Annotated in this window: 25 protein-coding genes; 8 read left to right on the top strand and 17 right to left on the bottom strand. The window is 66.9% G+C overall.

Going from position 1 to position 26,098, the window contains the following annotated elements; all coding sequences use genetic code 11:
• Positions 1–15: 15 nt before the first annotated feature.
• From acnD to phhA, 3 genes are all read right to left on the bottom strand, one after another.
• Complete coding sequence (gene acnD / locus AC3DET_RS16975) at positions 16–2,631, bottom strand: Fe/S-dependent 2-methylisocitrate dehydratase AcnD (RefSeq protein WP_488392381.1); 2,616 nt, start codon at positions 2,629–2,631, stop codon at positions 16–18.
• Positions 2,632–2,779: 148 nt separating this feature from the next.
• Positions 2,780–3,235, bottom strand: a complete 456-nt coding sequence (azu, locus tag AC3DET_RS16970) for an azurin (protein WP_488392380.1) — start codon at positions 3,233–3,235, stop codon at positions 2,780–2,782.
• Positions 3,236–3,280: 45 nt separating this feature from the next.
• The gene (gene phhA / locus AC3DET_RS16965) at positions 3,281–4,165 is read right to left on the bottom strand and encodes a phenylalanine 4-monooxygenase (protein ID WP_488392379.1); all 885 of its coding nucleotides are present in this window, start codon (positions 4,163–4,165) and stop codon (positions 3,281–3,283) included.
• 129 nt (positions 4,166–4,294) lie between these two features.
• On the opposite strand from phhA, the gene AC3DET_RS16960 reads away from it, so the two are divergent.
• The 4 genes from AC3DET_RS16960 to AC3DET_RS16945 all read left to right on the top strand — a co-directional run bounded on the left by AC3DET_RS16960 (position 4,295) and on the right by AC3DET_RS16945 (position 6,624).
• On the top strand, positions 4,295–4,777 hold the full coding sequence (locus tag AC3DET_RS16960; protein ID WP_488392378.1) for an Lrp/AsnC family transcriptional regulator: 483 nt from the start codon (positions 4,295–4,297) through the stop codon (positions 4,775–4,777).
• On the top strand, positions 4,774–5,454 hold the full coding sequence (locus tag AC3DET_RS16955; protein WP_446539006.1) for a glycosyltransferase: 681 nt from the start codon (positions 4,774–4,776) through the stop codon (positions 5,452–5,454). Before AC3DET_RS16960 ends, AC3DET_RS16955 begins: the two co-directional genes overlap by 4 nt.
• A gap of 84 nt (positions 5,455–5,538) precedes the next feature.
• Positions 5,539–5,841, top strand: a complete 303-nt coding sequence (locus AC3DET_RS16950; RefSeq protein ID WP_488392377.1) for a putative quinol monooxygenase — start codon at positions 5,539–5,541, stop codon at positions 5,839–5,841.
• Between the two features lie 171 nt (positions 5,842–6,012).
• Positions 6,013–6,624, top strand: coding sequence for an HD domain-containing protein (locus AC3DET_RS16945; RefSeq protein WP_488392376.1), 612 nt, complete (start codon positions 6,013–6,015; stop codon positions 6,622–6,624).
• Positions 6,625–6,633: 9 nt separating this feature from the next.
• Here AC3DET_RS16945 and AC3DET_RS16940 read toward each other — a convergent pair whose 3' ends face one another.
• The 3 genes from AC3DET_RS16940 to AC3DET_RS16930 form a co-directional block, all read right to left on the bottom strand.
• Positions 6,634–7,668 (bottom strand): patatin-like phospholipase family protein, encoded by a 1,035-nt coding sequence (locus AC3DET_RS16940; RefSeq protein ID WP_488392375.1) that lies wholly within the window; start codon positions 7,666–7,668, stop codon positions 6,634–6,636.
• 72 nt (positions 7,669–7,740) lie between these two features.
• Positions 7,741–8,553, bottom strand: coding sequence for a hypothetical protein (locus AC3DET_RS16935; RefSeq protein ID WP_488392374.1), 813 nt, complete (start codon positions 8,551–8,553; stop codon positions 7,741–7,743).
• Between the two features lie 49 nt (positions 8,554–8,602).
• Complete coding sequence (locus AC3DET_RS16930) at positions 8,603–9,622, bottom strand: TIGR00266 family protein (protein WP_488392373.1); 1,020 nt, start codon at positions 9,620–9,622, stop codon at positions 8,603–8,605.
• A gap of 262 nt (positions 9,623–9,884) precedes the next feature.
• Here AC3DET_RS16930 and AC3DET_RS16925 point away from each other — a divergent pair, with 262 nt between their 5' ends.
• Positions 9,885–12,200 carry a TonB-dependent receptor gene (locus tag AC3DET_RS16925; RefSeq protein WP_446539002.1) on the top strand — a complete coding sequence of 772 codons (2,316 nt, stop codon included), beginning with the start codon at positions 9,885–9,887 and terminating at the stop codon, positions 12,198–12,200.
• A gap of 148 nt (positions 12,201–12,348) precedes the next feature.
• Here the strand turns inward: AC3DET_RS16925 and AC3DET_RS16920 are convergent, their stop codons facing one another.
• The gene (locus tag AC3DET_RS16920) at positions 12,349–13,134 is read right to left on the bottom strand and encodes a rhomboid family intramembrane serine protease (protein ID WP_488392372.1); all 786 of its coding nucleotides are present in this window, start codon (positions 13,132–13,134) and stop codon (positions 12,349–12,351) included.
• Positions 13,135–13,224: 90 nt separating this feature from the next.
• Entirely contained in the window at positions 13,225–14,184 is a 960-nt protein-coding gene (locus AC3DET_RS16915; RefSeq protein ID WP_488392371.1) for a TerC family protein, read from the bottom strand.
• A gap of 241 nt (positions 14,185–14,425) precedes the next feature.
• On the opposite strand from AC3DET_RS16915, the gene AC3DET_RS16910 reads away from it, so the two are divergent.
• Entirely contained in the window at positions 14,426–15,595 is a 1,170-nt protein-coding gene (locus AC3DET_RS16910) for a class I SAM-dependent rRNA methyltransferase (protein ID WP_488392370.1), read from the top strand.
• A 2-nt stretch (positions 15,596–15,597) separates the two neighbouring features.
• Positions 15,598–16,278: a 3-keto-disaccharide hydrolase gene (locus tag AC3DET_RS16905; protein WP_488392369.1), complete on the top strand. Its 681-nt coding sequence runs from the start codon at positions 15,598–15,600 to the stop codon at positions 16,276–16,278.
• Positions 16,279–16,465: 187 nt separating this feature from the next.
• On the opposite strand, the gene fabV is transcribed toward AC3DET_RS16905, so the two are convergent.
• From fabV to AC3DET_RS16890, 3 genes are all read right to left on the bottom strand, one after another.
• Positions 16,466–17,683, bottom strand: coding sequence for an enoyl-ACP reductase FabV (gene fabV / locus AC3DET_RS16900; RefSeq protein ID WP_488392368.1), 1,218 nt, complete (start codon positions 17,681–17,683; stop codon positions 16,466–16,468).
• 169 nt (positions 17,684–17,852) lie between these two features.
• Entirely contained in the window at positions 17,853–19,289 is a 1,437-nt protein-coding gene (locus AC3DET_RS16895; protein ID WP_488392367.1) for an amino acid permease, read from the bottom strand.
• 171 nt (positions 19,290–19,460) lie between these two features.
• Entirely contained in the window at positions 19,461–20,099 is a 639-nt protein-coding gene (locus AC3DET_RS16890; RefSeq protein ID WP_488392366.1) for a suppressor of fused domain protein, read from the bottom strand.
• A 217-nt stretch (positions 20,100–20,316) separates the two neighbouring features.
• Between AC3DET_RS16890 and AC3DET_RS16885 the strand changes: the two genes are divergently transcribed.
• A complete protein-coding gene (locus AC3DET_RS16885) occupies positions 20,317–21,612 on the top strand; it encodes a DNA recombination protein RmuC (protein WP_488392503.1) in 1,296 nt (431 codons plus the stop codon).
• Positions 21,613–21,718: 106 nt separating this feature from the next.
• Here the strand turns inward: AC3DET_RS16885 and AC3DET_RS16880 are convergent, their stop codons facing one another.
• From AC3DET_RS16880 to AC3DET_RS16855, 6 genes are all read right to left on the bottom strand, one after another.
• Positions 21,719–22,720, bottom strand: a complete 1,002-nt coding sequence (locus AC3DET_RS16880; RefSeq protein WP_488392365.1) for an MlaA family lipoprotein — start codon at positions 22,718–22,720, stop codon at positions 21,719–21,721.
• A gap of 31 nt (positions 22,721–22,751) precedes the next feature.
• A complete protein-coding gene (locus tag AC3DET_RS16875; RefSeq protein ID WP_488392364.1) occupies positions 22,752–23,054 on the bottom strand; it encodes an STAS domain-containing protein in 303 nt (100 codons plus the stop codon).
• Complete coding sequence (locus AC3DET_RS16870) at positions 23,038–23,700, bottom strand: MlaC/ttg2D family ABC transporter substrate-binding protein (RefSeq protein WP_488392363.1); 663 nt, start codon at positions 23,698–23,700, stop codon at positions 23,038–23,040. The genes AC3DET_RS16875 and AC3DET_RS16870 overlap by 17 nt, the downstream gene beginning before the upstream one ends.
• Positions 23,701–23,708: 8 nt before the next feature.
• The gene (gene mlaD / locus AC3DET_RS16865) at positions 23,709–24,251 is read right to left on the bottom strand and encodes an outer membrane lipid asymmetry maintenance protein MlaD (RefSeq protein WP_192203170.1); all 543 of its coding nucleotides are present in this window, start codon (positions 24,249–24,251) and stop codon (positions 23,709–23,711) included.
• Between the two features lie 3 nt (positions 24,252–24,254).
• A complete protein-coding gene (locus AC3DET_RS16860) occupies positions 24,255–25,007 on the bottom strand; it encodes an MlaE family lipid ABC transporter permease subunit (protein ID WP_192203171.1) in 753 nt (250 codons plus the stop codon).
• Between the two features lie 175 nt (positions 25,008–25,182).
• Positions 25,183–25,971, bottom strand: coding sequence for an ABC transporter ATP-binding protein (locus tag AC3DET_RS16855; RefSeq protein ID WP_488392362.1), 789 nt, complete (start codon positions 25,969–25,971; stop codon positions 25,183–25,185).
• Positions 25,972–26,098: the final 127 nt, after the last annotated feature.

Raw genomic sequence — 26,098 nt, 5'->3', positions numbered from 1 at the left:
GATACGACGAACGGGTCAGGCCGCTTTCGACGCGTCCAGGAAATCCTGGGCGAACCGTTGCAGCACACCACCCGCTTCGTAGATCGAGACTTCCTCGTCCGAGTCCAGTCGGCAGGTCACCGGCACGTGCACGGTCTCCCCGCTGGCGCGGTGGATCACCAGTGTCAGCGCCGCGCGCGGCGTGCGCGCGCCCACCACGTCGAAGGTCTCGGTGCCATCGATGCCGTAGGTCCTGCGGGTCTCGCCCGCTTTGAACTCCAGCGGCAGCACGCCCATGCCGATCAGGTTGGTGCGGTGGATGCGCTCGAAGCCCTCGGCCACGATGGCTTCCACGCCCGCCAGGCGCACGCCCTTCGCTGCCCAGTCACGCGAACTGCCCTGGCCGTAGTCGGCGCCGGCGATGATCACCAGCGGCTGCTTGCGCGACATGTAGGTTTCGATGGCTTCCCACATGCGCGTCACCTGGCCATCGGGTTCGATGCGGGCCAGCGATCCCTTCTTCACCTCGCCATCCACCACCGCCATCTCGTTGACCAGCTGCGGGTTGGCGAAGGTAGCGCGCTGCGCGGTGAGATGGTCGCCGCGATGCGTGGCGTAGGAATTGAAGTCCTCTTCCGGCAGGCCCATCTTCGTCAGGTACTCGCCTGCGGCGCTGGACGCGAGGATCGCGTTCGACGGCGACAGATGGTCGGTGGTGATGTTGTCGCCGAGCACGGCCAGCGGCCGCATGCCCGTCAGCGTGCGCTCGCCGGCCAGTGCGCCTTCCCAGTACGGTGGGCGGCGGATGTAGGTGCTCTGCGGGCGCCAGGCGTACAGGGGTTCGATCTTGCCACCGTGCTCGACGCGCACGTTGAACATCGGTCCATAGACCTTGCGGAACTGTTCCGGCTTCACGCTCGCCTTGACGATGGCATCGATTTCATCGTCGCTCGGCCAGATGTCCTTCAACGTCACCGGCCTGCCGTCTGCATCGACGCCCAGCGCATCCTTTTCGATGTCGAAGCGCACCGTGCCGGCAATGGCGTAGGCGATCACCAGCGGCGGGGAGGCCAGGAACGCCTGCTTGGCGTACGGGTGGATGCGGCCGTCGAAGTTGCGGTTGCCCGACAGCACGGCGGTGGCGTACAGGTCGCGGTCGATGATCTCCTGCTGGATGGCCGGGTCCAGCGCGCCGCTCATGCCATTGCAGGTGGTGCAGGCGAAGGCGACGATGCCGAAACCGAGCTTCTCCAGGTCCGGCAACAAGCCCGACTCTTCCAGGTACAGCTGTACCGCCTTGGAGCCCGGCGCGAGCGAGCTCTTCACCCACGGCTTGCGCGCCAGGCCCCTCGCATTCGCATTGCGGGCCAGCAGTGCGGCGGCAATGACGTTACGCGGGTTCGAAGTGTTGGTGCACGAGGTGATGGCGGCGATGATCACGGCGCCGTCAGGCATCAGCCCCTGCGCTTCATCCGCCCTGCCCGCCTCCAGCTTGGTTCCGTCGGCGATGCCGCGCTCCGCCAGCGCGCTGGTCGGCAGGCGCTTGTGCGGATTCGACGGCCCGGCCATGTTGCGGACCACGGTGGACAGGTCGAAGTGCAGCGTACGCTCGTACAGCGCGCTCTTCAGGTCGTCGGCCCACAGTCCCGCGGTCTTCGCATACGTTTCGACCAGGGCCACCTGCTCGTCGGTGCGGCCGGTCAGGCGCAGGTAGTCCAGCGTGTTGTCGTCGATGAAGAACATGGCCGCGGTCGCGCCGTACTCGGGCGCCATGTTGGAGATCGTCGCGCGGTCGCCGATGGTCAGCGCCGCCGAGCCCTCGCCGCGGAACTCCAGATAGGCGCCGACGACCTTCGACTGGCGCAGGAATTCGGTCAGCGCCAGCACCACGTCGGTGGCGGTGATGCCGGGCGCAGGCTTGCCGCCCAGCTCGACGCCCACGATATCCGGCGTACGCATCCACGACGCGCGGCCGAGCATGACGTTCTCCGCTTCCAGTCCACCGACACCGACGGCGATCACGCCCAGCGCGTCCACGTGCGGCGTGTGGCTGTCGGTGCCCACGCAGGTATCGGGGAAGGCCACGCCGTCCTGCACATAGATCACCGGCGACATCTTCTCCAGGTTGATCTGATGCATGATCCCATTGCCCGGCGGGATCACGTCGACGTTCTTGAATGCGTGCTTGGTCCAGTCGATGAAGTGGAAACGGTCCTCGTTGCGGCGGTCCTCGATGGCGCGGTTCTTGGCGAACGCGTCCGGGTCGTAGCCGCCGCATTCCACCGCCAGCGAGTGGTCGACGATCAACTGCACCGGCACCACCGGGTTCACCTGCGCGGGGTCGCCGCCCATGTCGGCGATCGCGTCGCGCAGCCCGGCCAGGTCCACCAGCGCGGTCTGGCCCAGGATGTCATGGCAGACCACGCGCACCGGGAACCACGGGAAATCCAGGTCGCGGCGGTGCTCGATCAGCTGGCGCAGGTAGTCGTCGCGGCGCGCGGGATCGGCGCGACGCACGATGTTCTCCGCATGCACGCGCGCGGTGTACGACAGCGTGGCCCAGGCGTCGGGGCGCAGGGCATCGACGGCGGCGCGCGCATCGAAGTAGTCGAGCGCGGTGCCCGGGAGCGAGGTGCGGAAATCGGTATTCATGGCGTGCCGTCTGCTGTGAACGGGGTGCGCGCGATGCGGGTCGGCGCGTGACGACATGCTACCGGAGGCAGGTGTCCATGGCCGGGAAAACGCCTGTTACCGACAAGAAATCACCGATGCGTTGATGAAGACCATCAACATGCGCGGGTCATTCGAACACCAGCTTGCCCTTCATCATGTTCCAGTGCCCGGGGAAGGTGCAGAAGAAGGTGTAGTCGCCGCCCCTGCGCAGTCGCGAGGTCGGGAACACCACCTCGGTCGCCTGTCCGCCGCCGATCACCGGCGTGTGGGCGATCACGCGGGCGTCGTTGCGGGGCAGATAGTCGTCGGCCAGTTTCATGCGGCCGCCGGCCAGGCCGAGCTCGCGATGATGGCGTGTTTCGGCCAGTACCCAGTTGTGGCCCATCGCCTGCACCGGCATGTGACCGGTGTGCTTCAACACCACCCGCAGCTGCGCGCAGTCGCCCGGCACGCGGATGGTCTTCAGGTTGAAGGTCATCATGTCCGTCGCTTCGACGGTCACCGCGCAGTTGCGGGCGAACGCGGCGCCGGAGAGGGGCAGCAGTGCGCAGAGGGCGAACAGCGGGAGCAGGCGTCGGAGCATCGGACATCCACGAAAAGGGGGACGCCCGAGATTGTACGGCGCGTGTCAGACGTCGCCGCCGTCCGCCCAGCCTTCGCCGGTGCCGCGGGTGTAGACCTTGTCGCCATCACGCACGTCGCCGGCGGGGACCGCGTCCTGCGCGTCCAGCCGCGCGTAGATCGGGGTGAAGTCCGGCGCGGTCGCATTCATCAGCTGCTCGAAGCTGTCGATGACGAAGTAGGTCTTCTGGAACGTGTCGATCCGGTAGCGCGTGCACATGATCCGCTCCAGATCGAAGCCGATGCGGTTGGGCGCATCCGATTCCAGCGAATACAGCGACTCGCCCTTCGACGACACGATGCCCGCGCCGTAGATGCGCAGGCCGTCCTTCGTGTTGATCAGGCCGAACTCCACCGTGTACCAGTACAGCCGGGTCAGGTGCTGCAATGCGTCCGGACCGATCCCGTGCGCCTTCACGCCGCCCTTGCCGTACGCTTCCATGTAGTCGGCGAACACCGGGTTCATCAGCAGCGGCACATGGCCGAACAGGTCGTGGAACAGGTCGGGTTCGGCGATGTAGTCGATCTGGTCCGGCCGGCGGATCCACCAGGTGACGGGAAAACGCCGGTTGGCCAGGTGGTCGAAGAACTCCAGCTCCGGCAGCAGGCCCTCCACGCCGACCAGCTGCCAGCTGGTGGTGGCGCGCAGCACCGCGTTCAGTTCATCGAAGCGCGGGATGCGGTCCGGCGTCATGCCCATCGCGTCCTGCGCCTGCAGGAACTCGTCGCAGGCGCGGCCGACCAGCAGCGCGCGCTGGCGTTCGTACAACGCACCCCAGGTGGCATGGTCGTCGGCCGGGTAGTCGGCGGGCTGGTCCACGATGGCGGTCGTATATACCGGTACGTAGCCCTTGTCGGTCTGCTGGTGCTCGACGCGGCGAGGCTCGTTCATGGCGACTTCCCGGAGGGAGGAGGAATAGGTCGATGCTAGCGGCAGACGCGCGCAACAGGCTTGCGAAATTGCGCCCACACCGACAAGAGGCGCAATGAAATTGCGTGAACAGGCTATCCTGTGCAGCAAATGACCGAACCCGCCTCTCTCGACCGCATTGACCTGCGCCTGCTGGCGCTGCTGCAGCGCGACGGCCGTGCCACCAATGCCGACATCGCGGCGCAGGTGAACCTGTCGCCCTCGGCCTGCCTGCGCCGCATCCAGCGGCTGGAGGCGACGGGCGTGATTGCCGGGTACGCTGCCCGCGTCGACCCCAAGGCGGTCGGGCTCGGGCTGCAGGCCTTCGTCCGCGTGCAACTGGAGAGGCACGACCCTGCCAGCGTCCAGCACTTCGGCGATGGCGTGCGGGGCTGGGACGAAGTGGTCGCCTGTTACGCGCTGACCGGCGACATGGACTACCTGCTGCACGTCGTGGTGCAGGACCTGGAGCATTTCTCCCGCTTCCTGCTCGACAACCTGCTCAATGCCAGCGGCGTGGCGGACGTGAACTCCAGCTTGGTGCTGCGTGCGGTCAAGACCGACGGCGGCCTGCCATTGGGGTATGCCGGATGACATCGATCATGGTTGTCAGCGCGACACGGCGGACAGAGCGGGATTTCCGGGAGGGCAGTGCGCTGGGGACATCGTTGCGCCGGCTGTCGTTCGACGCGCGCATCCGGAGCCGGATCGCGTACCAGAACGGTCGTGGCCTGCCGGAGGTCTACAACCAGGCGATCAGGGAAAGCCAGGACAGTGATGTGCTGGTATTCGTGCACGACGATGTCTGGATCGACGACAGCTTCCTCGCTGACCGCTTGCAGGACGCGCTGCTCCGCTACGACGTGGTCGGCGTGGCAGGCAACCGGCGCAGGCAGCCCCGGCAGCCCGCATGGGCGTTCGCCGACATGACGCTGGCATGGGACGACAAGGCCCACCTGTCGGGCGGGGTGGCGCACGGCGCATATCCTTTTGGCGGGGTGTCCTACTTCGGCGGCATGCCTGCCGACTGCGAACTGCTGGATGGCGTCTTCCTCGCCGCACGCCGGGCAGCCCTGTCGCAGGCGCGCGTCGAATTCGATCCGCGCTTCGGCTTCCACTTCTACGACATGGATTTCTGCCGGTCCGCCAGGCAGGCGGGGTTGCGCCTGGGAACCTGGCCGATCGCGTTGACGCACCAGAGTGGAGGCGCGTTCGGGTCGGATGCCTGGCAGGCCGCCTACGGCGACTATCTGGCGAAGTGGGGCGACTAGCGCAGCGTCCCCAGGTCGCGTCCACGCGGATCCTGTCCGCGACACGTGCTACAACGCACGCGGTTACCGACCCTCGAGACCATCATGTACGGACTGATCGGCAAGATGCGCGCCACACCGGGCCAGCGCGACGCGCTGCTCGCGATTCTGCTGGAAGGCACCGAAGCCATGCCGGGCTGCCTGAGCTACGTGATCGCGGGTGATCCCGCCGATGCGGATGCGATCTGGATCACCGAGGTCTGGACCGATGCGGCCAGCCACACGGCCTCGCTCACGTTGCCGGCCGTGCAGCAGGCCATCGCGAAGGCGCGGCCGCTGATCACGGGATTCGACAGCCACATCGAAACCGCACCGGTGGGCGGGCACGGGTTGCTTCCCTCCTTGTAGGAGCGACGTGAGTCGCGAACGCATGCCCACCCGGTCATGACGTCATGAGAACCTGCGACGGCGAGGGGATGCCGCTCGGTCGTCCTGTGCGGATCAAGGCGTTCATGCCGTGCGGTCGCGACTCACGTCGCTCCTACAATGGGCCCATCGCTCTTGGCCTGGACGACATCCATGGATTTCTTCCTCAGCTCCTGGCAACGCGCATGGACCGGCATCGGCGCGGCGGGCGAGGGCGACGCGCTGTTCGCACAGCTGATGACCGCGTACGCCGAGCCGCAGCGGCATTACCACACGCAGCAGCACCTCGGTGAATGCCTCTCGGCGTTCGATGACGTGCGCGCGCTGGCCGAGCATCCCGATGAAGTCGAACTCGCCCTGTGGTTCCACGACGCGATCTACGACGTCAAAGGTCACGAGAACGAGCAGCGCAGCGCCGACTGGGCGCGCGATGCGCTGCGTGCAGCCGGTGTCCTGGGCGAGTCGGCCCAGCACGTGCACGACCTGGTGATGACAACGCGGCATACCGCGGTGCCGTCGGGCCACGACGAACAACTGCTGGTCGACATCGACCTGTCGATCCTCGGTGCCGAGCGCACCCGTTTCGACGAGTACGAGCAGCAGATCCGCAAGGAATACGCCTACGTCCCCGGCTTCCTGTTCCGGCGCAAGCGGCGCGAGATCCTGAAGGGCTTTCTCGACCGTCCGGCGATCTACAGCACGCGGCATTTCCATGACGCGCTGGAGGCGAGGGCGCGCGACAACCTGCGTCGCATGACCCGCTGACGCCCTGGGTTACTGCTTGACCGGTTGTCCGGCCGCATCGCACTTCACGTCGCGGCCGAACAGGCGGCCCAGCCGCGAGGGCTCTTCCAGGCAGCGCGGATCCGGCTTCGGCGGCGCGTGGCGCGCCGCATGCGCGGCATTGCGGGTGCGCTGCAGCTCGGCGAGCTTCGCCTTGATCTGTGGCATCGCCGCCAGTGCGGCGCGTTCGCCTTCGAGGATGGCGTTGTTCTTCTGTTCGAAATCGGCCGGGCCGATATCGTTGACCTTCGGCCGGATGACGATGTCGGCACGCGCGAGTTCCTGTTCGCCCAGGCGCTGGCCCATGATGCCGATGGACTGGTTGACGATGCCCAGCATGCTGCCGGGCTTGGTGCCGGGCGCCTTGGTGGAGATGTCCACCGCGATGACGAAATCCGCGCCCAGCTGGCGCGCGGCATCCACCGGCACCGGACTGACCACGCCGCCATCCACGTAGCTGGCCTTGCCGATCACCACCGGTTCGAACACGCCGGGAATGCTGCTCGACGCGCGCACCGCCTGGCCCGTGTTGCCGCGCACGAACACCGTGCGCTCGCCGTTCTCCAGCTGCGTGGACACGGCGGCGAACGGTTTCTTCAACTGCTGGATAGTGCGCTTGCCCACCAGCTCGTTGACGTAGTCCTGCAGCTTCAATCCCTGCACCAGCCCGCCGGAGAACAGGCGCACGTCGCGGATCTTCGCCTCGTCCAGCGCGAACGCCTGCTTCTGCATCTGGAACGGATCCATGCCGCTGGCGTAGAGCGCGCCGACCACGCTACCGGCGCTGGTGCCGGACACGACCACCGGCTCGATGCCGTTGGCTTCCAGCATCTTGATCACACCGATGTGGGCGAAGCCCTTCGCCGCGCCGCCGCCGAGCGCAATGCCCACCTTGAGCTTCGGCGCCGGCAGCGCCGGTTTCACTACCGCCGGCGGCGGCGTGGGCTTGACGTTGTCGCCGCCGCACGCGGCAAGCACGAGCAGTGCGGCCAGGGACAGCACGCGGGCAGGAAAGGGGTGCGTCATGACAGGCAGGGCAGGGGAGAGGTGGGAAGGATACGGAGCTTTAGCCGAACAACTCCGGACTGGCGCCGCAGTTCATGCGTCCGGGTAGGGAGGATGGGGCATCGCACCGGTCAACGGGTGTGGCGTGAGCAGGCGCGCGTGGATCAGAGACAGTGCCGGTCGCAGGCTGTTGAAGAGCTGCTCCCAAGCGACCGCCTCGACATCGCACTGACGGGATTCCACGCCCCGTAGCCGCAGCTGGGTCAGGTCTCCCGCAGCCTGCACGTCGAAACGCGCCCACGCCTGCCCGCAACCTTCCACCTCGAAGACGAGCATCAGCCCGCCGTCGCTGGCATCGGCATCGCCGTTCCTTGCAAGCACCGTGGCAACCAGCGCATCGGCGGAAACTGGCGACAGGTAGGTGAGGTCGACATCGCGCCGGGAGACGCGGCTGGTGGCCGTGAATGCCAACAGGGCGATCAGCGCCACCGTCCATCGCAGCCACGCACGGCGAGCCACCGTGCCCGCGCTCCGGGCACGGCGCAGGATGGCCAGCGAGCCTGGCAGCACGATCAGCGCCAGCAGGTCGGTGGGATCGACCACGCGCGCGATGTCGAACCAAGGCGCGGTGTTCCACGTATCAATGAAGGGCTGAGACGCCGGCGACTTCCACCAGGTAAATGCGAGCGCCACGATCAGATGGAGCAGTGTCGGCCAGCGACCTACCAGGATCGCGAGGAAGTAAGCCAACGCGAACACGCCTGCGAAATCCGACACCTTGCCGGTAATCGCGTTATGGAATGTCGCCTTGAGCAGATGGTCGTTGACGATCAACAGCAACAGCGCCGACACGAACGCCGGATGCAACAGGGCGTTCAGGCGAGCGTGCAATGCGGATGGCGGCATGGATCCCCCGGCTGGACCGAATGGAGCATACCGCGCGGTACGCGCCGCGTCAGAAACTGTTGTCGCCGTCGAGGATCCGGCCCAGGCCACCCAGTACCGAACCTTCGCCCCGATTCTGGCTGCCACCCTGCGGCGCGGCCTGCAGCATGCGGCCGGCCAGGCGCGAGAACGGCAACGACTGCATCCACACCTTGCCCGGCCCTGTCAGCGTGGCGAGGAACACGCCTTCGCCGCCGAAGAACATACTCTTGATGCCGCTGACCGGGCGCACGTCCATGTTCACGCTGGCGTGGTAGGCCACCACGCAGCCGGTGTCCACGTCGATGCGTTCGCCCGCCTGCAGCTCGCGTTCCACCACGGTGCCGCCGGCGTGCACGAATACCCAGCCGTCGCCTTCCAGCTTCTGCATGATGAAGCCCTCGCCGCCGAACAGGCCGGTCAGGATCTTGCGCTGCAGGTGGATGCCGACGGTGACGCCGCGCGCGCCGGCCAGGAAGCTGTCCTTCTGGCAGATCAGGCGGCCGCCGTGGTCGTCCAGCTTCATCGCCAGTACGGTGCCGGGGTAGGGCGCCGCGAAGGCGACCTTCGCCTTGCCCTGGCCGGTATGCGTGTACATGGTGGTGAACAGGCTCTCGCCGGTCAGCACGCGCTTGCCGGCCGAGAACAGCTTGTCCATGAAGCCGCCACCTTGGCCGCTGTGCGAGCCGTCGCCGAACACGGTGTCCATCTGCACGCTGCTGTCCTTGAACATCAGCGCGCCGGCTTCGGCGATGGCGCTTTCGCCGGGGTCCAGTTCCACTTCGACGAACTGCATGTCGCCGCCGCCGATGCGGAAGTCGATCTCGTCCGCCGCCTTGCGCCCGCCGGAGCCCGGCAGCGGTGGCAGGTGGGGCGGCGGCGCAGCCTGGCCGGCCAGCTCCGGCAGCTCGCGTACGGGCTTCCATTCGCGCATGCCTTCACGCCAGGCCAATGCGCCGGGGTTGCGCTGGGCATGGCTGCGCGCCGCCTCTTCGTCCAGCGGACCGGTGCGGTCCGGACTGCCGGGGAGATTGAAGAACCAGTGCGTCATGGGCGCCATCCTGAGGAGGGGAAAGGGCGCCGAGTCTAGCCCGCCGTCCCCGCGTGCCGTCACCTGCCACCGGTCACGTCGGTGGCCTGAACGTACCGACCGGCTGCCGGGCGTACGGAAATACCGACTGTGGAGGGCAACCGCCGTTACCTTCGTCAGGAACGGGACTTCCGGCCATTGCCCCTGTTGTTGCTGTAATGCAACATTCGCGTGCTAGCGCCTCCGCGCGCCCCGACTCCCACCCACTCGGAAAGCCACCGCCATGTCCCGACTCCGCCCGGCCGTCGCCCGGCCGCATCGCCTCGCCTTTGCCATCGCCGCGCTGCTGCCTTTCGGCACCGCCTTCGCCCAGGAAACGCCCGCACCAGCCGAGCCCGCGACGCAGAGCGCAACCACCCTCGACACGGTCGAAGTGACCGCGCAGCGCAAGGTCGAGAACATCCAGGATGTGCCGGTGTCGATCAGCACCATCAACGGCGAACAGCTGGGCGTGCTGGCGTCAGGCGGCACCGACATCCGCTTCCTGTCGGGCCGCGTGCCCAGCCTCAATATCGAGTCCTCGTTCGGTCGCGCGTTCCCGCGTTTCTACATCCGCGGCTACGGCAACACCGATTTCCGCCTGAACACTTCGCAGCCGGTATCGCTGGTGTATGACGACGTGGTGCAGGAAAACCCGATCCTGAAGGGCTTCCCGCTGTTTGACCTGGACCAGATCGAAGTGCTGCGCGGTCCACAAGGTTCGCTGTTCGGCCGCAACACGCCGGCCGGCGTAGTGAAGTTCGAGTCCGCCAAGCCGTCGCAGGAAACCAGCGGCTACGGCAAGGTAGGTGTTGGCAGCGACAACATGTGGAACCTGGAAGGCGCCGTCGGTGGCGCACTGAGCGAGAACTGGTCCGCGCGCGCGTCGGTGCTCTACCAGCGCCGCGACGACTGGGTGGAGAACACCTACCCGGGTCCGAACGACGGCTTCGAGGGCTATGACGAGTCGGCCGGCCGTGTCCAGTTCCTGTACGAAGGCGATGGCTTCGAGGCGCTGCTCAACGCGCATGCGCGCAAGCTCAATGGCACTGCGCGCCTGTTCCGCGCCAACATCATCGAGCCGGGTACCAACGACTTCGTCGCTGGTTTCGACGAAAACAAGGTGTCGCAGGATGGCCTGAACTATTCCGAGCTGGAGTCCCAAGGTGCCAGCGCGCGCCTGCGCTGGAACCTGGGTGACTACACGCTGCACTCGATCACCGGTTACGAGAGTGTTGAAACCATCAACCGTGGCGACATCGACGGTGGTTATGGCGCGGTGTTCCTGCCCGACTCCGGTCCCGGCGTGATCCCGTTCGCGTCGGAAACCGCCGACGGCATCCCGGATCATTCGCAGTGGACGCAGGAACTCCGCATCGAGTCGGCCTTCGATGGCCCGGTGAACTGGCAGGCGGGCCTGTTCTACTTCAAGGAAGACTATCGCGTCGAAAGCTTCAGCTACGACTCGCTCAACAACAGTGCCCAGGATGGTTACCAGCGCATCCGCCAGACCAATGACGCATGGGCGGCGTTCGGCGCGGTGACATGGCAGGCGACCGACCAGCTGGAGCTGCGCGCCGGCATGCGCTACACCGTCGACGAGAAGGAACTGACGGTCGAGGACTACTGGAACACCGGCTTCGCCGCCTGCGTGCTGGCGGGCAAGTGCACGCTGGCGCAGCTGGCGGCGCTTGAGCCCGATGGCGACCTTTCCGCATCGCCGGAAGACAAGAAGTTCAACTGGGACCTGTCGGCGACCTACGCGGTCAATGACGACGTCAACGTCTATGCACGCGCTGCCACCGGCTTCCGCGGCAGTAGTATTCAGGCTGCCGGCGCATTCAACGGCAAGTCGGTCGCCGGTCCGGAAACCGTCACCTCGTTCGAGACGGGCGTGAAGGCCGACTTCTGGGACAAGCGCGCACGCCTGAGCGCGGGCGTCTTCTACTACCGCGTCAAGGATCAGCAGCTGACCGCCGTCGGCGGCGCTGCCAATGCCAACATCCTGGTCAATGCCGAGAAGTCGGTGGGCAAGGGCTTCGAACTGGACCTGCAGGCCTACGTACTGGACAACCTGCTGGTCACGCTGGGTAGCAGCTACAACGACACCGAGATCAAGGACGACGACCTGAATGTCGCCGTCTGTGCGGCCTGCACCGTGACCGATGAAGAAGTGCTGGACGAGAACGGCGATCCGACGGGCCGCTACTACATCGGCGGCAATCGCCTGCCGCAGGCGCCGAAGTGGGTGCACAACTTCACCGCGCGCTACAGCGTCGGCCTGGGCGAGGGCAGCGAACTGTACGTCTACACCGATTGGGCCTATCGCAGCGAAGTGAATTTCTTCCTGTATGACTCCATCGAGTTCACCGGGAAGTCATCGCTGGAAGGCGGCCTGCGCGTCGGTTACGGATGGGGTTACGGCGACTACGAGGTCGCACTGTTCGGCCGCAACATCACCGACCAGCGTCGCATCGTCGGCGGCATCGACTTCAACAACCTGACCGGTTTCATCAACGAGCCGCGCACGGTGGGTGTGGAGTTCAGCGCGAAGTTCTGATGGTTCCACTGTAGGAGCGACGTGGGTCGCGACCGGGCACCGCGTCATCATCCGGAGGAAGAAAAGGCAGATCGAGATGGTCTGCCTTTTCCTTTTGTCCTAGACCAAGTGCCATCCCGTCGCGACTTTCATCGCTCCCAGCGGGGGATCACAACGTCGGCGGCTCGCGCGGAGGGAAGCGCAACACCACGCCGCGTTGTTCCTCTTCCGGATGCTCCGGGCGCAACCACAGCAGCGGGACTTCGCGCGGCGCCGGCAGTTCGAGTTCATCGTCGACACGCGCGGTGGCTTCCTCTTCCTCGATCTCCCAGCTGTACTTCTTCTTCGGCAATTCGGGATCCAGGCGACGGAACAGGAACGCCGCGATCAATCCCGCCACGGCGCCACCCAGGTGCGCCTGCCATGACACGCCGGCTTCGCGCGGCAGCACGGTCAGCACCATGCCGCCGTAGAACAGGAAGGCGATCATGCCGGCCGCGATCGCCGCGCGGTCGCGACGCAGCAGGCCCAGCATGAAGATCATGAACATCAGGCCGTGGGTCAGGCCACTGGCACCCAGCGTGTGCGTGCCCGGATCGGCCAGCAGCCACGGGCCAAGCCCGGCGCCCAGCCACACCAGCGGAATCGCCCACAGCGTGGCGCGCGGATAGACGGCGCCGGCCAGCGTGCCGAGGATCAGCAGGGCGGAGGCGTTCGCGGCGATATGTTCCAGCGAGCCATGCAGCAGCGGCGCAGTGAGGATGCCGAGCAGGCCCTCCACCGACAGTGGCGAGATGGTGAAGGCACGCACGTCGAAGCTGTTCTGGGCCGAGTACACGATGGCCAGCAACAGCACGAACGCCAGGCTCAGGTTGAGCGCGCGCAGCAGCCGTCTGCGGTCGTGGCGCTGTTGGGATTCCGGATCGAACGCCGGGTCGTCGGGGTGCAGGTCCATGGTCCAGTTCTGGCGGCGGCCCGGGCGAATGCAAGGCCGGGTCATGATGGACAGACCATCCCGCGTGCGGGATGGTCTGCCAGTTGCCGGTCAGCCCGTTGCGTCGGGCTTGGCCGGCCGCGCGAGGCTCAGCGCGACGGTCACGCCCAGGATCAGCGCCACCGTGCCCAGCGCCCAGGGCACCGGGATCTTGTACACGTCGATCAGCAGCATCTTGGTGCCGATGAAACCCAGCACCACCGCCAGCCCATACGGCAGCAGGTGGAAGCGGTCGGCCATGCCCGCCAGCAGGAAGAACATCGCGCGCAGGCCCAGCACCGCGAACACGTTCGAGGTCAGCACGATGAACGGGTCGGAGGTGATCGCGAAGATCGCCGGGATGCTGTCCACCGCGAAGATCACGTCGGTCACGCCGATCAGCACCAGCACCACGAACAGCGGGGTGAACCAGCGCACGCCGTTCTCGCGCACGCTCAGCGCCGCACCGCGGTAGCCATCGGTCAACTTCAGGTGGTTGCGCATCCAGCGCAGTGCCGGGTTCTTCTCCAGGTCGGGTTCCTTGCCGGCGGCGAACCACATCTTGATGCCGGTCAGCAGCAGGAACGCGCCGAAGAGGTAGAGCAGCCAGTGGAACTTCGCCAGCAGCGCCGCGCCCGCGAAGATCAGGATGCTGCGCAGGACGATGGCACCCAGGATACCGATCACCAGCACGCGCTGGCGCTGCTCCTCCGGCACCGCGAAGTAGGTCATCACCATCAGGAACACGAAGATGTTGTCGACCGCCAGCGCCTTCTCGACCAGGTAGCCGGTCAGGAACTCCAGGCCCACGCGGTTGGCTTCGACCAGACCGGCGGTTTCGTTCACGTACCACCACAGGCCGCCATTGAACGCCATGGCCAGGGCGATCCAGCCCAGGCTCCACCACATCGCTTCCTTGAACGTCACCTTGTGCGCGCCGCCGTGGCGCATCAGCACCAGGTCCACCAGCAGCGCGATCACCACCAGGCCGCCAAAGCCGGCCCATAACCAGGGGTTGCCAATCGTTTCCATCGAGATTCCCGAAAAAGTGGAGGACGGCCGCAGGCGCGGACATCTCGGAAACCGGGGAAACGGGAGTCCGGGGGTGCCTTCGCCATCGCGGCGAAGGTCTCGCTCACAGCCCGGTGGGCTGCCGTGGGACCGGAGCATCGCTGCTCGAAATGACGGCCGGCACGTTGGGAGCTACTCCCCTTCTGCCGCGAATTGTCCGGGTGGCACGCGATGCGGTCAACCGCGCGGGTAAAATGCGTTCATGAATACCCCCAACCCGACCGTACGCCTGAAGAACGCCTGGCGTTCCAGCCACCCGTGGATCTTCCAGAAGCTGGTAGAGAAGCCCGCCGCCAAACCCAAGCCAGGCACGGTCGTGGAGGTCGTCGGCGTGGACGGGGAGTGGATCGGCCGCGGTTTCTACAACGGTCACTCGCGGATCGCCGTGCGCATCCTGGAGACGCATCCGGACATTCCGGTGGATGCCGGCTGGTTCTCGCGCAAGATCGCCGACGCGGTCTCACTCCGTCGCGACGTGCTGAAGCTGGATGCCATCAGCGATGCTTGGCGCGTGGTGCATGCCGAAGGTGACGGCCTGTCCGGCCTGGTCGTCGACCGCTATGGCGACTTGATCGTGGTGGAGTTCTTCGCCGCCGGCATGTTCCGCCATCGCGAATGGATCTACGAGGCGCTGCGCGAGCAGTTCCCGGGTTGCCGTTTCCACAGCTTCGCCGACGAACACGTGCAGAAGCAGGAAAGCTTCGACTTCCACGGCAACACCACCACCGAAGCCGAGGTCATCACCGAATACGGCGTGAAGTTCCGCGCCGATCCCGCGGGCGCGCACAAGACCGGTTTCTTTGCCGACCAGCGCGAGAACCGCGAATGGCTGAGCCGGCAGGTGGAAGGCAAGACCGTGCTGGACCTGTGCTGCAATACCGGCGGCTTCGCGGTGTATGCCGCGGCGCGCGGTGCGTCCGAGGTCATCGGCGTGGACATCGACCAGGACGTCATCCAGATCGCCAAGGGCAACGCCAAGCTCAACAATGTGCGGCCGAAGTTCGTGCAGGCCGACATCTTCCCGTACCTGCGTGATGCGGCGAACCGCGGCGAGCAGTACGACGTGGTGATCCTGGACCCGGCCAAGATGACGCGCGACCGCGAGCAGGTGATCGCCGCGCTGAAGAAGTACCTCGACATGAACAAGCTGGCGCTGGGCGTGGTGAAGCCCGGAGGCCTGTTCGCCACGTTCTCGTGCACCGGCCTGGTCAGCGAGGAACAATTCCTCGACATGCTGCGCCGTGCCGCGTACTTCTCCGGCAGGACGATCCAGATCCTGAAAGTCGCCGGCGCCGGTCCCGACCATCCGTTCATGGCGCACGTGCAGGAGTCGCGCTACCTCAAGGCCGTGTTCTGCCGCGTGGTCGACTGAACATGCGCGGCAGGCGGATCGTATCGATCCTGCTGGCCGTCCTGATCGCGGGATGTGCCTCCACGCCGGCCGCGCCGTGGCAATCGCTCGCTGATACCGCGCAATGGCGCAGCATCGGCGCGTCCACGCTGGATCCGCGCTGGCAGGTAAGCGACGGCGAACTCGCGCTCACGGTGGCGGGCGGTGGCGACATCATCAGCGTCGGCACGTACGGCGATTTCGAACTGGAATTCGAATGGCGCCTACCTGTGGCCGGCAACAGCGGTTTGTTCTATCGCGCGGTCGATGCCTCGCCGGTGTGGGCACGCGCGGTCGAGTACCAGCTGCTTGACGATCGTGAGGCCGAGGACCGCATCGTCCCCAGTCATCGCGCGGGCGCGGCGTACGACCTGGTCGCACCGACCCGCGACATGCTGCGCACCATCGATGACTACAACCACGCGCGCATCGTCGCCTGTGGCTCGCGCGTGGAGCACTGGCTCAATGGCGCACGCGTCGCGGTGTACGACACCGGCAGCGAAGACTGGCGCCAGCGCGTGGCGGCCAGCAAGTTCGCCGGGCAGGCGGACTTCGCCAAGGCGCGTCGCGGCCACCTCGCCCTGCAGGACCACGGCAACGCCGTGTACGTGCGCGGCATGCGTATCCGTGCGCTGGGTCCGGATTGCAGGCCCGCTTCCCTGTAGGAGCGACGTAAGTCGCGACTGCACGCTGACAGGTGTCGATGGCGCCGGACGAGCATCCGGCGCACCTGCGATTGCTGATGATGTCCTTGTTGTCCGGCCGTGCGGTCGCGACTTACGTCGCTCCTACAGGACGGGAAAGAAAAAAGCGGGCCGGAGCCCGCCTTTTCTTGCGCTACACGCGGGACGCTCAGCCTTCCGGCGACAGCTCGATGCAGTCGAACTGCACGTCCGGGTCCACCTCGGCGTCGTAGTCCACGTCGCTGCGCTCGAAGCCGAACAGCTTCAGGAACTCGTGCTTGTAGTTCGCGTAGTCGGTCAGCTGGAACAGGTTTTCCGTGGTCACCTGCGGCCACAGCGCCTTGGCCTGGGCCTGCACTTCGGGTTTCAGTTCCCAGTCGTCCAGGCGCAGGCGGTTCTCGTCGTCGGTTTCGGCCGGCGTGCCGTCGGTGCGGTACATGCGCTCGCGATACAGGCGGTCCAGCTGTTCGATGGTGCCTTCGTGCAGGCCCAGTTCCTTCATCACCTTGAAGACGATGCTGATGTACAGCGGCATCACCGGGATCGCGGAGCTGGCCTGGGTCACCACCGACTTCAGCACGGCGACGTTCGCGGTGCCGCCAGTGGTCTTCAGGCGTGCGTCCAGGCGCTGCGCGGTCTCGTCCAGGTCCACCTTGGCGCGACCCAGCGCGCCGTGCCAGTAGATCGGCCAGGTGATGTCGGTGCCGATGTAGCTGAAGGCGACCGTGCGCGCGCCATCGGCCAGTACAGCGGCCTTGTCCAGCGCATCGATCCACAGTTCCCAGTCCTGTCCGCCCATCACGGTGACGGTGTCGGCGATCTCCTGCTCGGTGGCGGGTTCGATGGTGGCCTGGGTGATGGCGTCCTTGTTGGTGTCGATGGCGGTGGACGTGTACGGCGCGCCGATGGGCTTCAGTGCCGAGCGCTTCACTTCGCCGGTGGTGGGCAGTTTGCGCACCGGCGAAGCCAGCGAATAGACCACCAAGTCGACCTTGCCGCCCATTTCGCCCTTGATCAGTTCGATGACCTTCGCACGCGCCTCGTCGGAGAATGCGTCACCGTTGATCGACTTGCTGTACAGGCCGGCTTCCTTGGCGAACTTGTCGAACGCGGCCGAGTTGTACCAGCCGGCCGTGCCGGGCTTCTTCTCGTTGCCCGGCTTCTCGAAGAACACACCCAGCGTGTCCGCGCCGAAGCCGAAGGCCGCGCTGATGCGCGCCGCAAGGCCGTAGCCGCTGGACGCACCGATCACCAGCACCTTCTTCGGTCCGTCGGTGCGAACGCCCTGTGCACGCGTGGCGGCGATCTGGTCACGCACGTTGAGCTCGCAACCGAGCGGATGGGTGGTGGTGCAGATGAAGCCGCGGACTTTGGGATGGATGATCAACGTCGTAACCCGGGGGATGGTGTGCCTGCGCGGCATCTTAGTGCCGCAGGCGCCGGGAATGAAGCGTCACGCGTGCACACGCAGGCGTATGGGGAAATGCATCGATGGGCGCGGGCAAAGAAAAAGCGGGCCGAAGCCCGCTTGTCCGTTTCGTTGCTGCGTGACGCGATCAGGCGTCGCCGCCCTTGGCCAGCATGCTGTTGCGGCGACCATAGGCCAGGTAGACCACGATGCCGACCGCGTTCCACACCAGGAACCACAGCTGCGTGCGCTGCGGCAGGCTCCAGAACAGGTACAGGCAGCCCAAAATTGCGACGGGGCCGACCACCCACGCCAGCGGCGTGCGAAACACGCGCTTGCGCTCCGGTTCACGCGCGCGCAGCACCAGCAGGCACACGCCCACCGCGACGAAGGCCGCCAGCGTGCCGGCGTTGGCGAGCGCGGCGATCTCGTCCAGGCGCGCCACGCCGGCCAGCGCCGCCACCAGCACCGCGGTGAACACGGTGATCGCCACCGGCGTGCCGGTACGCGCGTTGACCTTCGACAGATTGCGCGGCAACAGGCCGTCGCGCGACATCACGAAGAAGATGCGGCTCTGCCCGTAGAAGAACGCCAGCAGCACCGTCGGCAGCGCGATGATCGCCACGATGCCGATGACCAGCGCGGCCGTGCCGTGGCCGAGTTCACGCATGATCAGCGCCAGCGGCTCGGCGCTCTGGCCGAAGACCGTGTAGCTCAGGGCGCCCACCGCGGCCACCGCCACCACCAGGTAGATCAGCGTGCAGCCGACCATCGAGCCGATGATGCCGATGGAAAGATCGCGGCCGGGATTCTTGGTTTCCTCGGCTGCGGTGGAGATCGCATCGAAGCCGTAGAACGCGAAGAAGATGATCGCCGCCGCCGCCATCACGCCGCGTTCGACCCCATCGGGCCCGATCGATTTCGGGAAGCCGTACGGCATGAACGGCTGCAGGTTGTCCGGGTTGAAGGCCGGCAGTGCGACCGCGATGAACACCGCCAGTGCGATCAGCTTGAGCACCACCAGGACCGCATTGAGCGTCGCGCTTTCGCGCGTCCCCGCGATCAGCATCCCCGCGACGAGGAACGTGATGACGATGGCCGGCAGGTTGATCAGGCCGCCGGCATGCGGACCGGCCGACAGCGCTACGGGCAGGGTGACGTTCCAGCCGAAGCTCTGCTGCACCCATTCGAGGAAGCCGACGAAATAGCCCGACCAGCCCACGGCCACCGTGCTGACGACCAGCGAGTATTCCAGGATCAGGCTCCAGCCCACGATCCACGCGATCGCTTCGCCAAGCACGCCATAGCTGTAGGTGTACGCGCTGCCGGCGGCGGGCATCATCGTCGAGAGTTCGGCGTAGGCCAGCGCGGCGCACGCGCAGACGATGCCGGCGACCACGAACGAGATCAGTACCGCGGGCCCGGCCTTCTCGGCGCCCACGCCGATCAGCGTGTAGATACCGGTACCGACGATGGCCCCGATACCCAGCGCCACCAGGTGCGGCCAGCTCAGCGTGGGAACCAGTCGGCGGCCCTCTTCGTGCTCGGTGATCCGGTCGATGGATTTGCGCCGTAGCCAGGTCATGGAAACTCCTCGAATGCGTCAACGGGACTGCATGCCGGCGATGAGCCGGCGCAGGAATGGTGAGGGGAGGACAGGACCCGCCGGCGCAATCCCCGCCCCGGGGCCGCCCGCAGCCTAAGCGGGCAGGGCACGGGCTGGCAATCGGCGCCGCACCACGCGATGCGGGATCGCTCAGAGGTAGGACGATCGCGACGGATCGAACACCTGCGGGTAGTGGTGCACATCCAGCAGGTCGAGGAACACGTCCAGGCCTTCGTCAGATCGCACCAGGTCGTACTCCGCATCCGACAGCAGGTGCACCACCAGGGTCTCTATGCCATGGCCGTGCAGATGCAGGTTGTCGAACAGGTGCCGGTCCGCCGCGACCGCGGGCGGCAGCAGCAGGAACGTGGAGAACGGCGAGGCGGCCAGGGGGGGCACGGGCATGGGCACGGTATGGCCGTAACCCAGCCAGCTGCCTTCGGCGAACGGCAGTTTGGCCAGCCAGCGCAGCTGGGCGATGAAGTCCGGATGCGGCTCGCGGACGTACCAGAACAGCTCGCGCGCGGCGGATTCATCGCCGTCATAGCCCGCCGGCATCGTCATCAGGCGGTCGCTCATGCCACTGGTGACCAGCACGTGGCCGGTGTCGCCGCCGCCGGAGAACTCGCGTGCGTACACGTGCACGTCCACGCGGTGCCGGCGGTCGTCGTCGCGGTCGATGTATTCGGGTTCGCCCAGCGCGTCGCGCAATGCGGCGATCCGCGCGCCGGCGAGTGCGGGCAGCGGATCGGGCGCGGCGCCCATCAGCGTGCGGAGGCGTTGCAGCATGCCGGCTTTCCCCAAGCGGTCAGTGCGCGGCGACTGTGCGCCGCCGGCTCGAGCGGGTCAAGCCGCATCTCCACGTCCCGTGACGCGGCGCGCGCTTCCTGTGCGAGGGCGTTCGCGCCGTGGCCGGCTCAGGCGATGAGACGCCAGCGGCTACACTGTCCGCATGGATTCCCAGACCCTGCTCGTCCTCCTGCTGATTCTTGTGGCCTTCGCCGTCGTGCTGCTGGCGGTGCTGGTGCTGCGCCGTCCGGAGGCCCGCATCGGTGACCTGCTGGAACGGGCGCTGCGCGACGAGCAGCGCGAGGGCCGTGGCGAGTTGCGCGAGCAGCTGGAGGGGTTGTCGCGCGCGCAGGAGGCCCGCATCGACGGCTTTGCCCGCAACCTGGCCGATCTCAGCACCCGCACCGACCAGCGCCTGGACGTGCTGCGCGATACCTTGACCGAAGACGCGCGCAAGGGGCGCCTGGAAGCATCCGAGTCGCAGCAGCGCTTCGCCGACACACTGGGTCAGCGGCTCAACGAACTGACCCAGCGCAACGAGCAGCGGATCGGCGAGATGCGCGCCACGCTGGAGGATCGCCTGAAGGAACTGCAGGCCGACAACGCGCAGAAGCTGGAGCAGATGCGTGCGACGGTGGACGAAAAGCTGCAGGCCACCCTGACGCAGCGGCTCGATGCGTCGTTCTCGCTGGTGTCCGAGCGGCTGGAGGCGGTCCAGCGCGGCCTGGGCGAAATGCAGCAGCTCGCCACCGGTGTCGGCGACCTCAAGCGCGTGCTGAGCAACGTCAAGGATCGCGGCGGCTGGGGCGAGGTGCAGCTGGAGAACCTGCTGGAGCAGGTGCTGACGGCCGAGCAGTTCGCGCGCAGCGTGAAGGTGCGTCCGGACAGCAACGAAGCCGTCGATTTCGCCATCCGCCTACCTGGCCGGCAGGATGGCGACGTGCCGGTGTGGCTGCCCATCGATGCCAAGTTCCCGCGCGAGGATTACGAGAAGCTGATCGAAGCGCAGGAGCGCGGCGACGCCGATGCGATGCGTGTCGCGGCCACGCAGCTGGAACGCGCGATCAAGGTGCAGGCGAAGTCGATCAACGAAAAATACGTGGTGCCTCCCCACACCACCGATTTCGCGGTGCTCTTCCTGGCCACCGAAGGCCTGTATGCGGAAGCCATCCGCCGTCCGGGCCTGGTCGATGCGTTGCAGCGCGACTACCGCATCGTCATCGCCGGCCCGACCACGCTGGCGGCACTGCTCAACAGCCTGCAGATGGGCTTCCGCACGCTGGCCATCGAGAAGCGTTCCAGCGAGGTACGCGTGCTGCTGGGAGCGGTGAAGACCGAGTTCGGCAAGTTCGCCACGGTGCTGGAGAAAGCCAACAGCCAGTTGGACACGGTGCAGAACAGCATCAAGCAGGCGGGGGTGCGTACGCGCGCGATCGAGCGCCAGCTGCGCGGCGTCGAAGCGTTGCCGGGGGAGGAAACGCAGAAGCTGCTGGGCGGCGACGAAGCAGAGTGAGGCGTCGGGCGTTGTTCCTTCTCCCCGCTGCGCAGGGAGAGGGCAACAGCCAAAAGACAACGGCGCCTAATGGCGCCGTTGTCTTTGATCGCATTCCAATCCCGCCTCAACCGCCGCCGCTGATCTCCGGCATCGGCATGGCGTCCGCCGGCACGGTGGGGGTGCTCTCGTCCTGCAGGTACTCCGGCAGTTCTTCTTCGGTCTGCTTCGGCGTGCGGTGGCTTTCGATCTGGTAATTGCGGCGCTGCAGCCACGAATCGCGGACCAGCGCGTAATCGTCCACCGCGCCTTCGCGCAGGCTGTCCAGCGACAGCAGCTGGGCGCGCGTGTCCACCAGGTTCAGCCCCTGCAGGAAGATGCGGGTTTTGTCGTCTTCCACGTACCGGGTCGGACTGAGCGGCATGTCGCCTGCCAGTCCGAGCACATCACGCACGGTACGGGGACCGAAGAATGGCAGCTCCACATAACGAGAGCGCTTCCAGCCCCAGGTACCGAGCGTCTGGCCGAAATCCTCGCTGCGGCGCTTCATCTTGAGGTCGCTGGCGGGGTCGAAGATGCCGCCGATGCCGACCGTGGAGTTCAGCAGGAAGCGGCCGAACGTCTGCGTGGCATCGCGCGGACGCCCCTGCAGCAGCTGGTTCACCATCGTCAGCGGCTGGCGCAGGTTGTCGAAGAAGTTGCCAACGCCCAAGCGCACGGGTCGCGGCACCGCCGCCACGTAGGCACGGGCCAGCGGGCGTGCGACCGCACGGTCGACGACGTTGTTGAACGCGTGCACCTTCCGGTTGAACTTCTCCCACGGGTCGTAGGCGGTCGGCGACTGTGCGGGTGCGGGGAGGGTCGGATCGGCCACCGGGTCGTAGGCACCCTGGCCGTAGATGGCGGCGAAGTCGTCCTCGCCCTCCGACGCCGTGGCGGTGTCCATCGCCGGCGCAGGCGTGTCGATGCTGGCCGGGTCGATGGGCGGTTCGGTCGGCAACGGGGCCGACGCGGTGCTGTCGATCACCACCGCGTCGGCCGGCGCGGCTGTCGAGGATTTGGGCGCCGACGCACATGCGGTCGCCAGGGCGGCGAGCAGGACGACGGTGCTGAGGCGGAACAGATTCATCCTGATTCCTGCAAAACGGCGGGGGTGGGGGTTACGCCGGGAAATCCAGTTCCGGCGTCAGGCGATACGCGGCCTGGAGGTCGGCGAGACCTGCGGGCTGTCCTTCGAAACGGGGAGCGGCGCCGCCGGCGCGCAGTCGCGCGGCCAGCTCGGCCAACAGTGCCAGCCCGGCGCTGTCGACGGTAGTGACGTTGGTCAGGACAATGCGTTGCACGCCGGCCAGCTGCGCCGTGAGCTGTGGCCACAGCGCTGCCGCCGCCGCGCGGTCCAGCGCGCCCGCGAACACGAGCGCCTCACCGTCCCGGCGGACGCTGGCGTCAGCGGCCGCTGGCACTGCCGTTGACCTGCAGCTTGCCGGACTTCAGGTCCGCGGCCACCTGGGCGATGGACTTCTGCCGCAGCGGCGTGTCGAACTGGGTCTTGAACGTCTGCACGAAGGACACGCCTTCCGGCAGCACGTCGAACACCTTCCACTGGCCACCCACGTTGCGCGCGTAGAAGGTGATCGGGGTGACGGTCTGGTCGGGCTGCAGGAACTCGGTGTCGACCTTCACGCCGCGCCCGCCGGGCAGCGGCGTTTCGGACTTCACCCGCACCTTGAGGCGGGCATTGAAGTCCGCCAGGCGCGCACCGTACGCCGACAGCAGGCGCTCGGTCAGGGCCTGGCCGAACAGCTTCACGTCGGCATCGGAGGCGCCGCGGCCGTGCACGCCCAGCACCAGGCGGGCAGCGTAATCGCCGTCGAACAGCGTGTTGAACTCGCCGGTGACGAACTGGCGCAGCGCGGCCGGATTCGACTTGAATTCGGCACGGCGCTGGTCGAGCGTGGTCAGGATGCGCGTGCTGCTGGCCAGCACGACCTGGCTGGCGGTGTTCTGCCTGGTAGCGGTGGCGGGCGCCGCTGCCTGTGCGAAGACGGCGACCGGCGCGGACGCCAGCAGCGCGGCAGACAGCACGACGGACAGGAGGGAGGGCTTCATCAGGGTCTTCATGGTGTGGGTTCTTCCGTAACGGGGGGCGCGGCAGTCTCGCCGCTGGCCGGGGTTTCCCCGGAGCCTGCACCGGCATTGTTGGTGCCGCCGCTGAACATGTACTTGCCGGCCAGCTGCAGCAGATCGACCGCCGGCTGGGTGAAGGCGATCTCCTCGCCGGGCTTCAGGACTTCGGGATCACCGCCCGGCGACAGGCCAATGTAGTTCTCGCCCAGCAGGCCGCTGGTGAAGATGCCGGCGGCGGTGTCGGCCGGCAGGTCCTTGTACTGGCTGTCGATGGACAGCGTGACCAGCGAGTCGAACTTGACCGGGTCCAGGCGGATGTCGGCCACCTGACCGATGACCACGCCGCCGATCTTCACCGGGGCCTGCTTGCGCAGCTGGCCGAGGTTGGAGAAGCGCGCAGTCAGCTCGTAGCTGCCGCCGCCCACGCCGAAGCGCTTGTTGGTGGAAGCCAGCGCCAGCACCAGCAGCGAGGCCAGGGCCAGCAGCAGGAAGGCGCCGACGGCGAACTCAAGACGGGGTCCACGGACGGACATGGGTCAGCTCCTGAAAAGCAATGCAGACATGACGAAATTGAACATCAGCACCAGCAGCGAGGCATTCACCACCGCGCGGGTGGTGGCCACGGAGGTGCCCTCGATGGTCGGCTCGGCGTGGAAGCCCACGTAGGCCGCGACCAGCGCGGCCGTACCGCCGAAGACCGCCGACTTCAGCAGGGCCACGCCGAAGTCGTCCCAGAAATCCACGCTGTTCTGCAGCGCCGACCAGAACGTGCCGTTGTCCAGGCCGAGCACGTGCACGGCTTCGAAATAGCTCGCGCTGATCGCCAGCGAGCAGAAGAAGCCGGTCAGCAGCGGCACCGTCAGCACCGCCGCCCAGAAGCGCGGCGCCACGGCCTTGGCCACCGGATCGATGGCCATCAGCTCCAGCGCCTTGATCTGGTCGGTGGCGCGCATCAGGCCCAGCTCGGCGGCGATGGAGCTGCCGGCGCGGCCGATGAACAGCAGCGCGGTCAGCACCGGCCCCAGTTCGCGGTACAGCGACAGGCCGAGCAACGTGGACAGCGCATCACTGGCGCCGAACGTGGTCAGCGTGCGGTAGCCCTGCAGCGTCAGCACCAGGCCCACGAACGCACCGCCCACCGCGATGATCGGCAGTGAGCGGCCGCCGATCTTGTAGATCTCGCGGGTGAGCTCGGCGAAGAAGTCGCGGGTCGGCTTCGAGGCACGGAACACCGACAGCGAGAACAGGCCGGCACGGCCCAGCGAACGGGTGGCTTCGACGAAGGGCATCAGTGCACCTCCCCAACAGCGCCGTCTGCCGCGCTTGAGCCGTCATTTCGGCGAACGCCGGAATCCATTGTGCTCTTGCGGTTGCTCCGGGCCTTGCGAGCAGAATCAAAATCAACATGGATCCCGGCGTTCGCCGGGATGACGAGAGAGACAATCTGCGCCGTGCAATAACGCATCACGCAGCCTCCCCGCGCTTGACCGTGTCGAACGCGATCGGGCCATCCGGTTCGCCGCGCAGGAACTGCTTCACCAGCGGGTCGGACGTCGCTTCCAGTTCGGCCGGCGTGCCGGAGAACACCAGTCCGCCGTTGGCGATCACCACCGCCTGGTCGGCGATGGGCAGGGTTTCATGCACGTGATGGGTCACGATGATGCTGGTCAGTCCCAGGGTGTCGTTGAGGCGCTGGATCAGGCTCATGATCACGCCGCTGGCGATCGGGTCCAGCCCGGTCAGCGGTTCGTCGTAGATCATCAGCGGCGGGTCCAGCGCCAGCGCGCGGGCCAGCGCCACGCGGCGTGCCATGCCGCCGGACAGTTCGCGCGGATAGGCGTCAGCGGCGGCGCGCAGGCCGACCGCATTCAACTTGAATTCCACCAGCCGGCGGATCAGTGCGTCCGGCAGTTTCGTGTGCGTGCGCAACGGCAGCGCGACGTTCTCGGCCACCGTCAGGTCGGTCAGCAGGCCGTTGCCCTGCAGCAGCACACCAATGCCCTTGCGCATCTCCAGCAGCGCGCGGCTGCGGTGCGGGACGGGCTGGCCGAACACTTCCACGGTGCCTGCGGCCGGCGGCAGCTCGCCTGTCAGCGCCGCGAGCATCGTCGACTTGCCGCTGCCGGACGGGCCGAGCACAGCGGCGATGCTGCCACGGGGCACGGTCAGGTCGATGCCGCGCAGGATCGTGCGGCCGCCGCGATCGAGGCGGAGTCCGGACAGGTGCACGGCAGGGGCGTCGGCAGGCGTCATGGGCGTCGTCGGCGGACCAGCAAGGGGTTAACGGAAAAACAACGGCGTAGCTTCGCGGCCAGCGGCTGAACATAAACCGTACCGCGCAGTTTGATTATTGTGGCACCCATGTCGCGGCCATGTCGTA

The sequence above is a fragment of the Pseudoxanthomonas sp. 97-1-1 genome (assembly GCF_057773125.1).
Note: the sequence above shows the minus strand (reverse complement) of the source record. Positions and strands in the feature narration are given on the sequence as shown.

What these genes read in the sequence shown, in the direction of transcription:
- acnD (WP_488392381.1), bottom strand. Translation starts at nt 2,631, where the DNA reads ATGAATACCGATTTCCGCACCTCGCTCCCGGGCACCGCGCTCGACTAC.
- azu (WP_488392380.1), bottom strand. Translation starts at nt 3,235, where the DNA reads ATGCTCCGACGCCTGCTCCCGCTGTTCGCCCTCTGCGCACTGCTGCCC.
- phhA (WP_488392379.1), bottom strand. Translation starts at nt 4,165, where the DNA reads ATGAACGAGCCTCGCCGCGTCGAGCACCAGCAGACCGACAAGGGCTAC.
- AC3DET_RS16960 (WP_488392378.1), top strand. Translation starts at nt 4,295, where the DNA reads ATGACCGAACCCGCCTCTCTCGACCGCATTGACCTGCGCCTGCTGGCG.
- AC3DET_RS16955 (WP_446539006.1), top strand. Translation starts at nt 4,774, where the DNA reads ATGACATCGATCATGGTTGTCAGCGCGACACGGCGGACAGAGCGGGAT.
- AC3DET_RS16950 (WP_488392377.1), top strand. Translation starts at nt 5,539, where the DNA reads ATGTACGGACTGATCGGCAAGATGCGCGCCACACCGGGCCAGCGCGAC.
- AC3DET_RS16945 (WP_488392376.1), top strand. Translation starts at nt 6,013, where the DNA reads ATGGATTTCTTCCTCAGCTCCTGGCAACGCGCATGGACCGGCATCGGC.
- AC3DET_RS16940 (WP_488392375.1), bottom strand. Translation starts at nt 7,668, where the DNA reads ATGACGCACCCCTTTCCTGCCCGCGTGCTGTCCCTGGCCGCACTGCTC.
- AC3DET_RS16935 (WP_488392374.1), bottom strand. Translation starts at nt 8,553, where the DNA reads ATGCCGCCATCCGCATTGCACGCTCGCCTGAACGCCCTGTTGCATCCG.
- AC3DET_RS16930 (WP_488392373.1), bottom strand. Translation starts at nt 9,622, where the DNA reads ATGACGCACTGGTTCTTCAATCTCCCCGGCAGTCCGGACCGCACCGGT.
- AC3DET_RS16925 (WP_446539002.1), top strand. Translation starts at nt 9,885, where the DNA reads ATGTCCCGACTCCGCCCGGCCGTCGCCCGGCCGCATCGCCTCGCCTTT.
- AC3DET_RS16920 (WP_488392372.1), bottom strand. Translation starts at nt 13,134, where the DNA reads ATGGACCTGCACCCCGACGACCCGGCGTTCGATCCGGAATCCCAACAG.
- AC3DET_RS16915 (WP_488392371.1), bottom strand. Translation starts at nt 14,184, where the DNA reads ATGGAAACGATTGGCAACCCCTGGTTATGGGCCGGCTTTGGCGGCCTG.
- AC3DET_RS16910 (WP_488392370.1), top strand. Translation starts at nt 14,426, where the DNA reads ATGAATACCCCCAACCCGACCGTACGCCTGAAGAACGCCTGGCGTTCC.
- AC3DET_RS16905 (WP_488392369.1), top strand. Translation starts at nt 15,598, where the DNA reads ATGCGCGGCAGGCGGATCGTATCGATCCTGCTGGCCGTCCTGATCGCG.
- AC3DET_RS16895 (WP_488392367.1), bottom strand. Translation starts at nt 19,289, where the DNA reads ATGACCTGGCTACGGCGCAAATCCATCGACCGGATCACCGAGCACGAA.
- AC3DET_RS16890 (WP_488392366.1), bottom strand. Translation starts at nt 20,099, where the DNA reads ATGCTGCAACGCCTCCGCACGCTGATGGGCGCCGCGCCCGATCCGCTG.
- AC3DET_RS16880 (WP_488392365.1), bottom strand. Translation starts at nt 22,720, where the DNA reads ATGAATCTGTTCCGCCTCAGCACCGTCGTCCTGCTCGCCGCCCTGGCG.
- AC3DET_RS16870 (WP_488392363.1), bottom strand. Translation starts at nt 23,700, where the DNA reads ATGAAGCCCTCCCTCCTGTCCGTCGTGCTGTCTGCCGCGCTGCTGGCG.
- mlaD (WP_192203170.1), bottom strand. Translation starts at nt 24,251, where the DNA reads ATGTCCGTCCGTGGACCCCGTCTTGAGTTCGCCGTCGGCGCCTTCCTG.
- AC3DET_RS16860 (WP_192203171.1), bottom strand. Translation starts at nt 25,007, where the DNA reads ATGCCCTTCGTCGAAGCCACCCGTTCGCTGGGCCGTGCCGGCCTGTTC.
- AC3DET_RS16855 (WP_488392362.1), bottom strand. Translation starts at nt 25,971, where the DNA reads ATGACGCCTGCCGACGCCCCTGCCGTGCACCTGTCCGGACTCCGCCTC.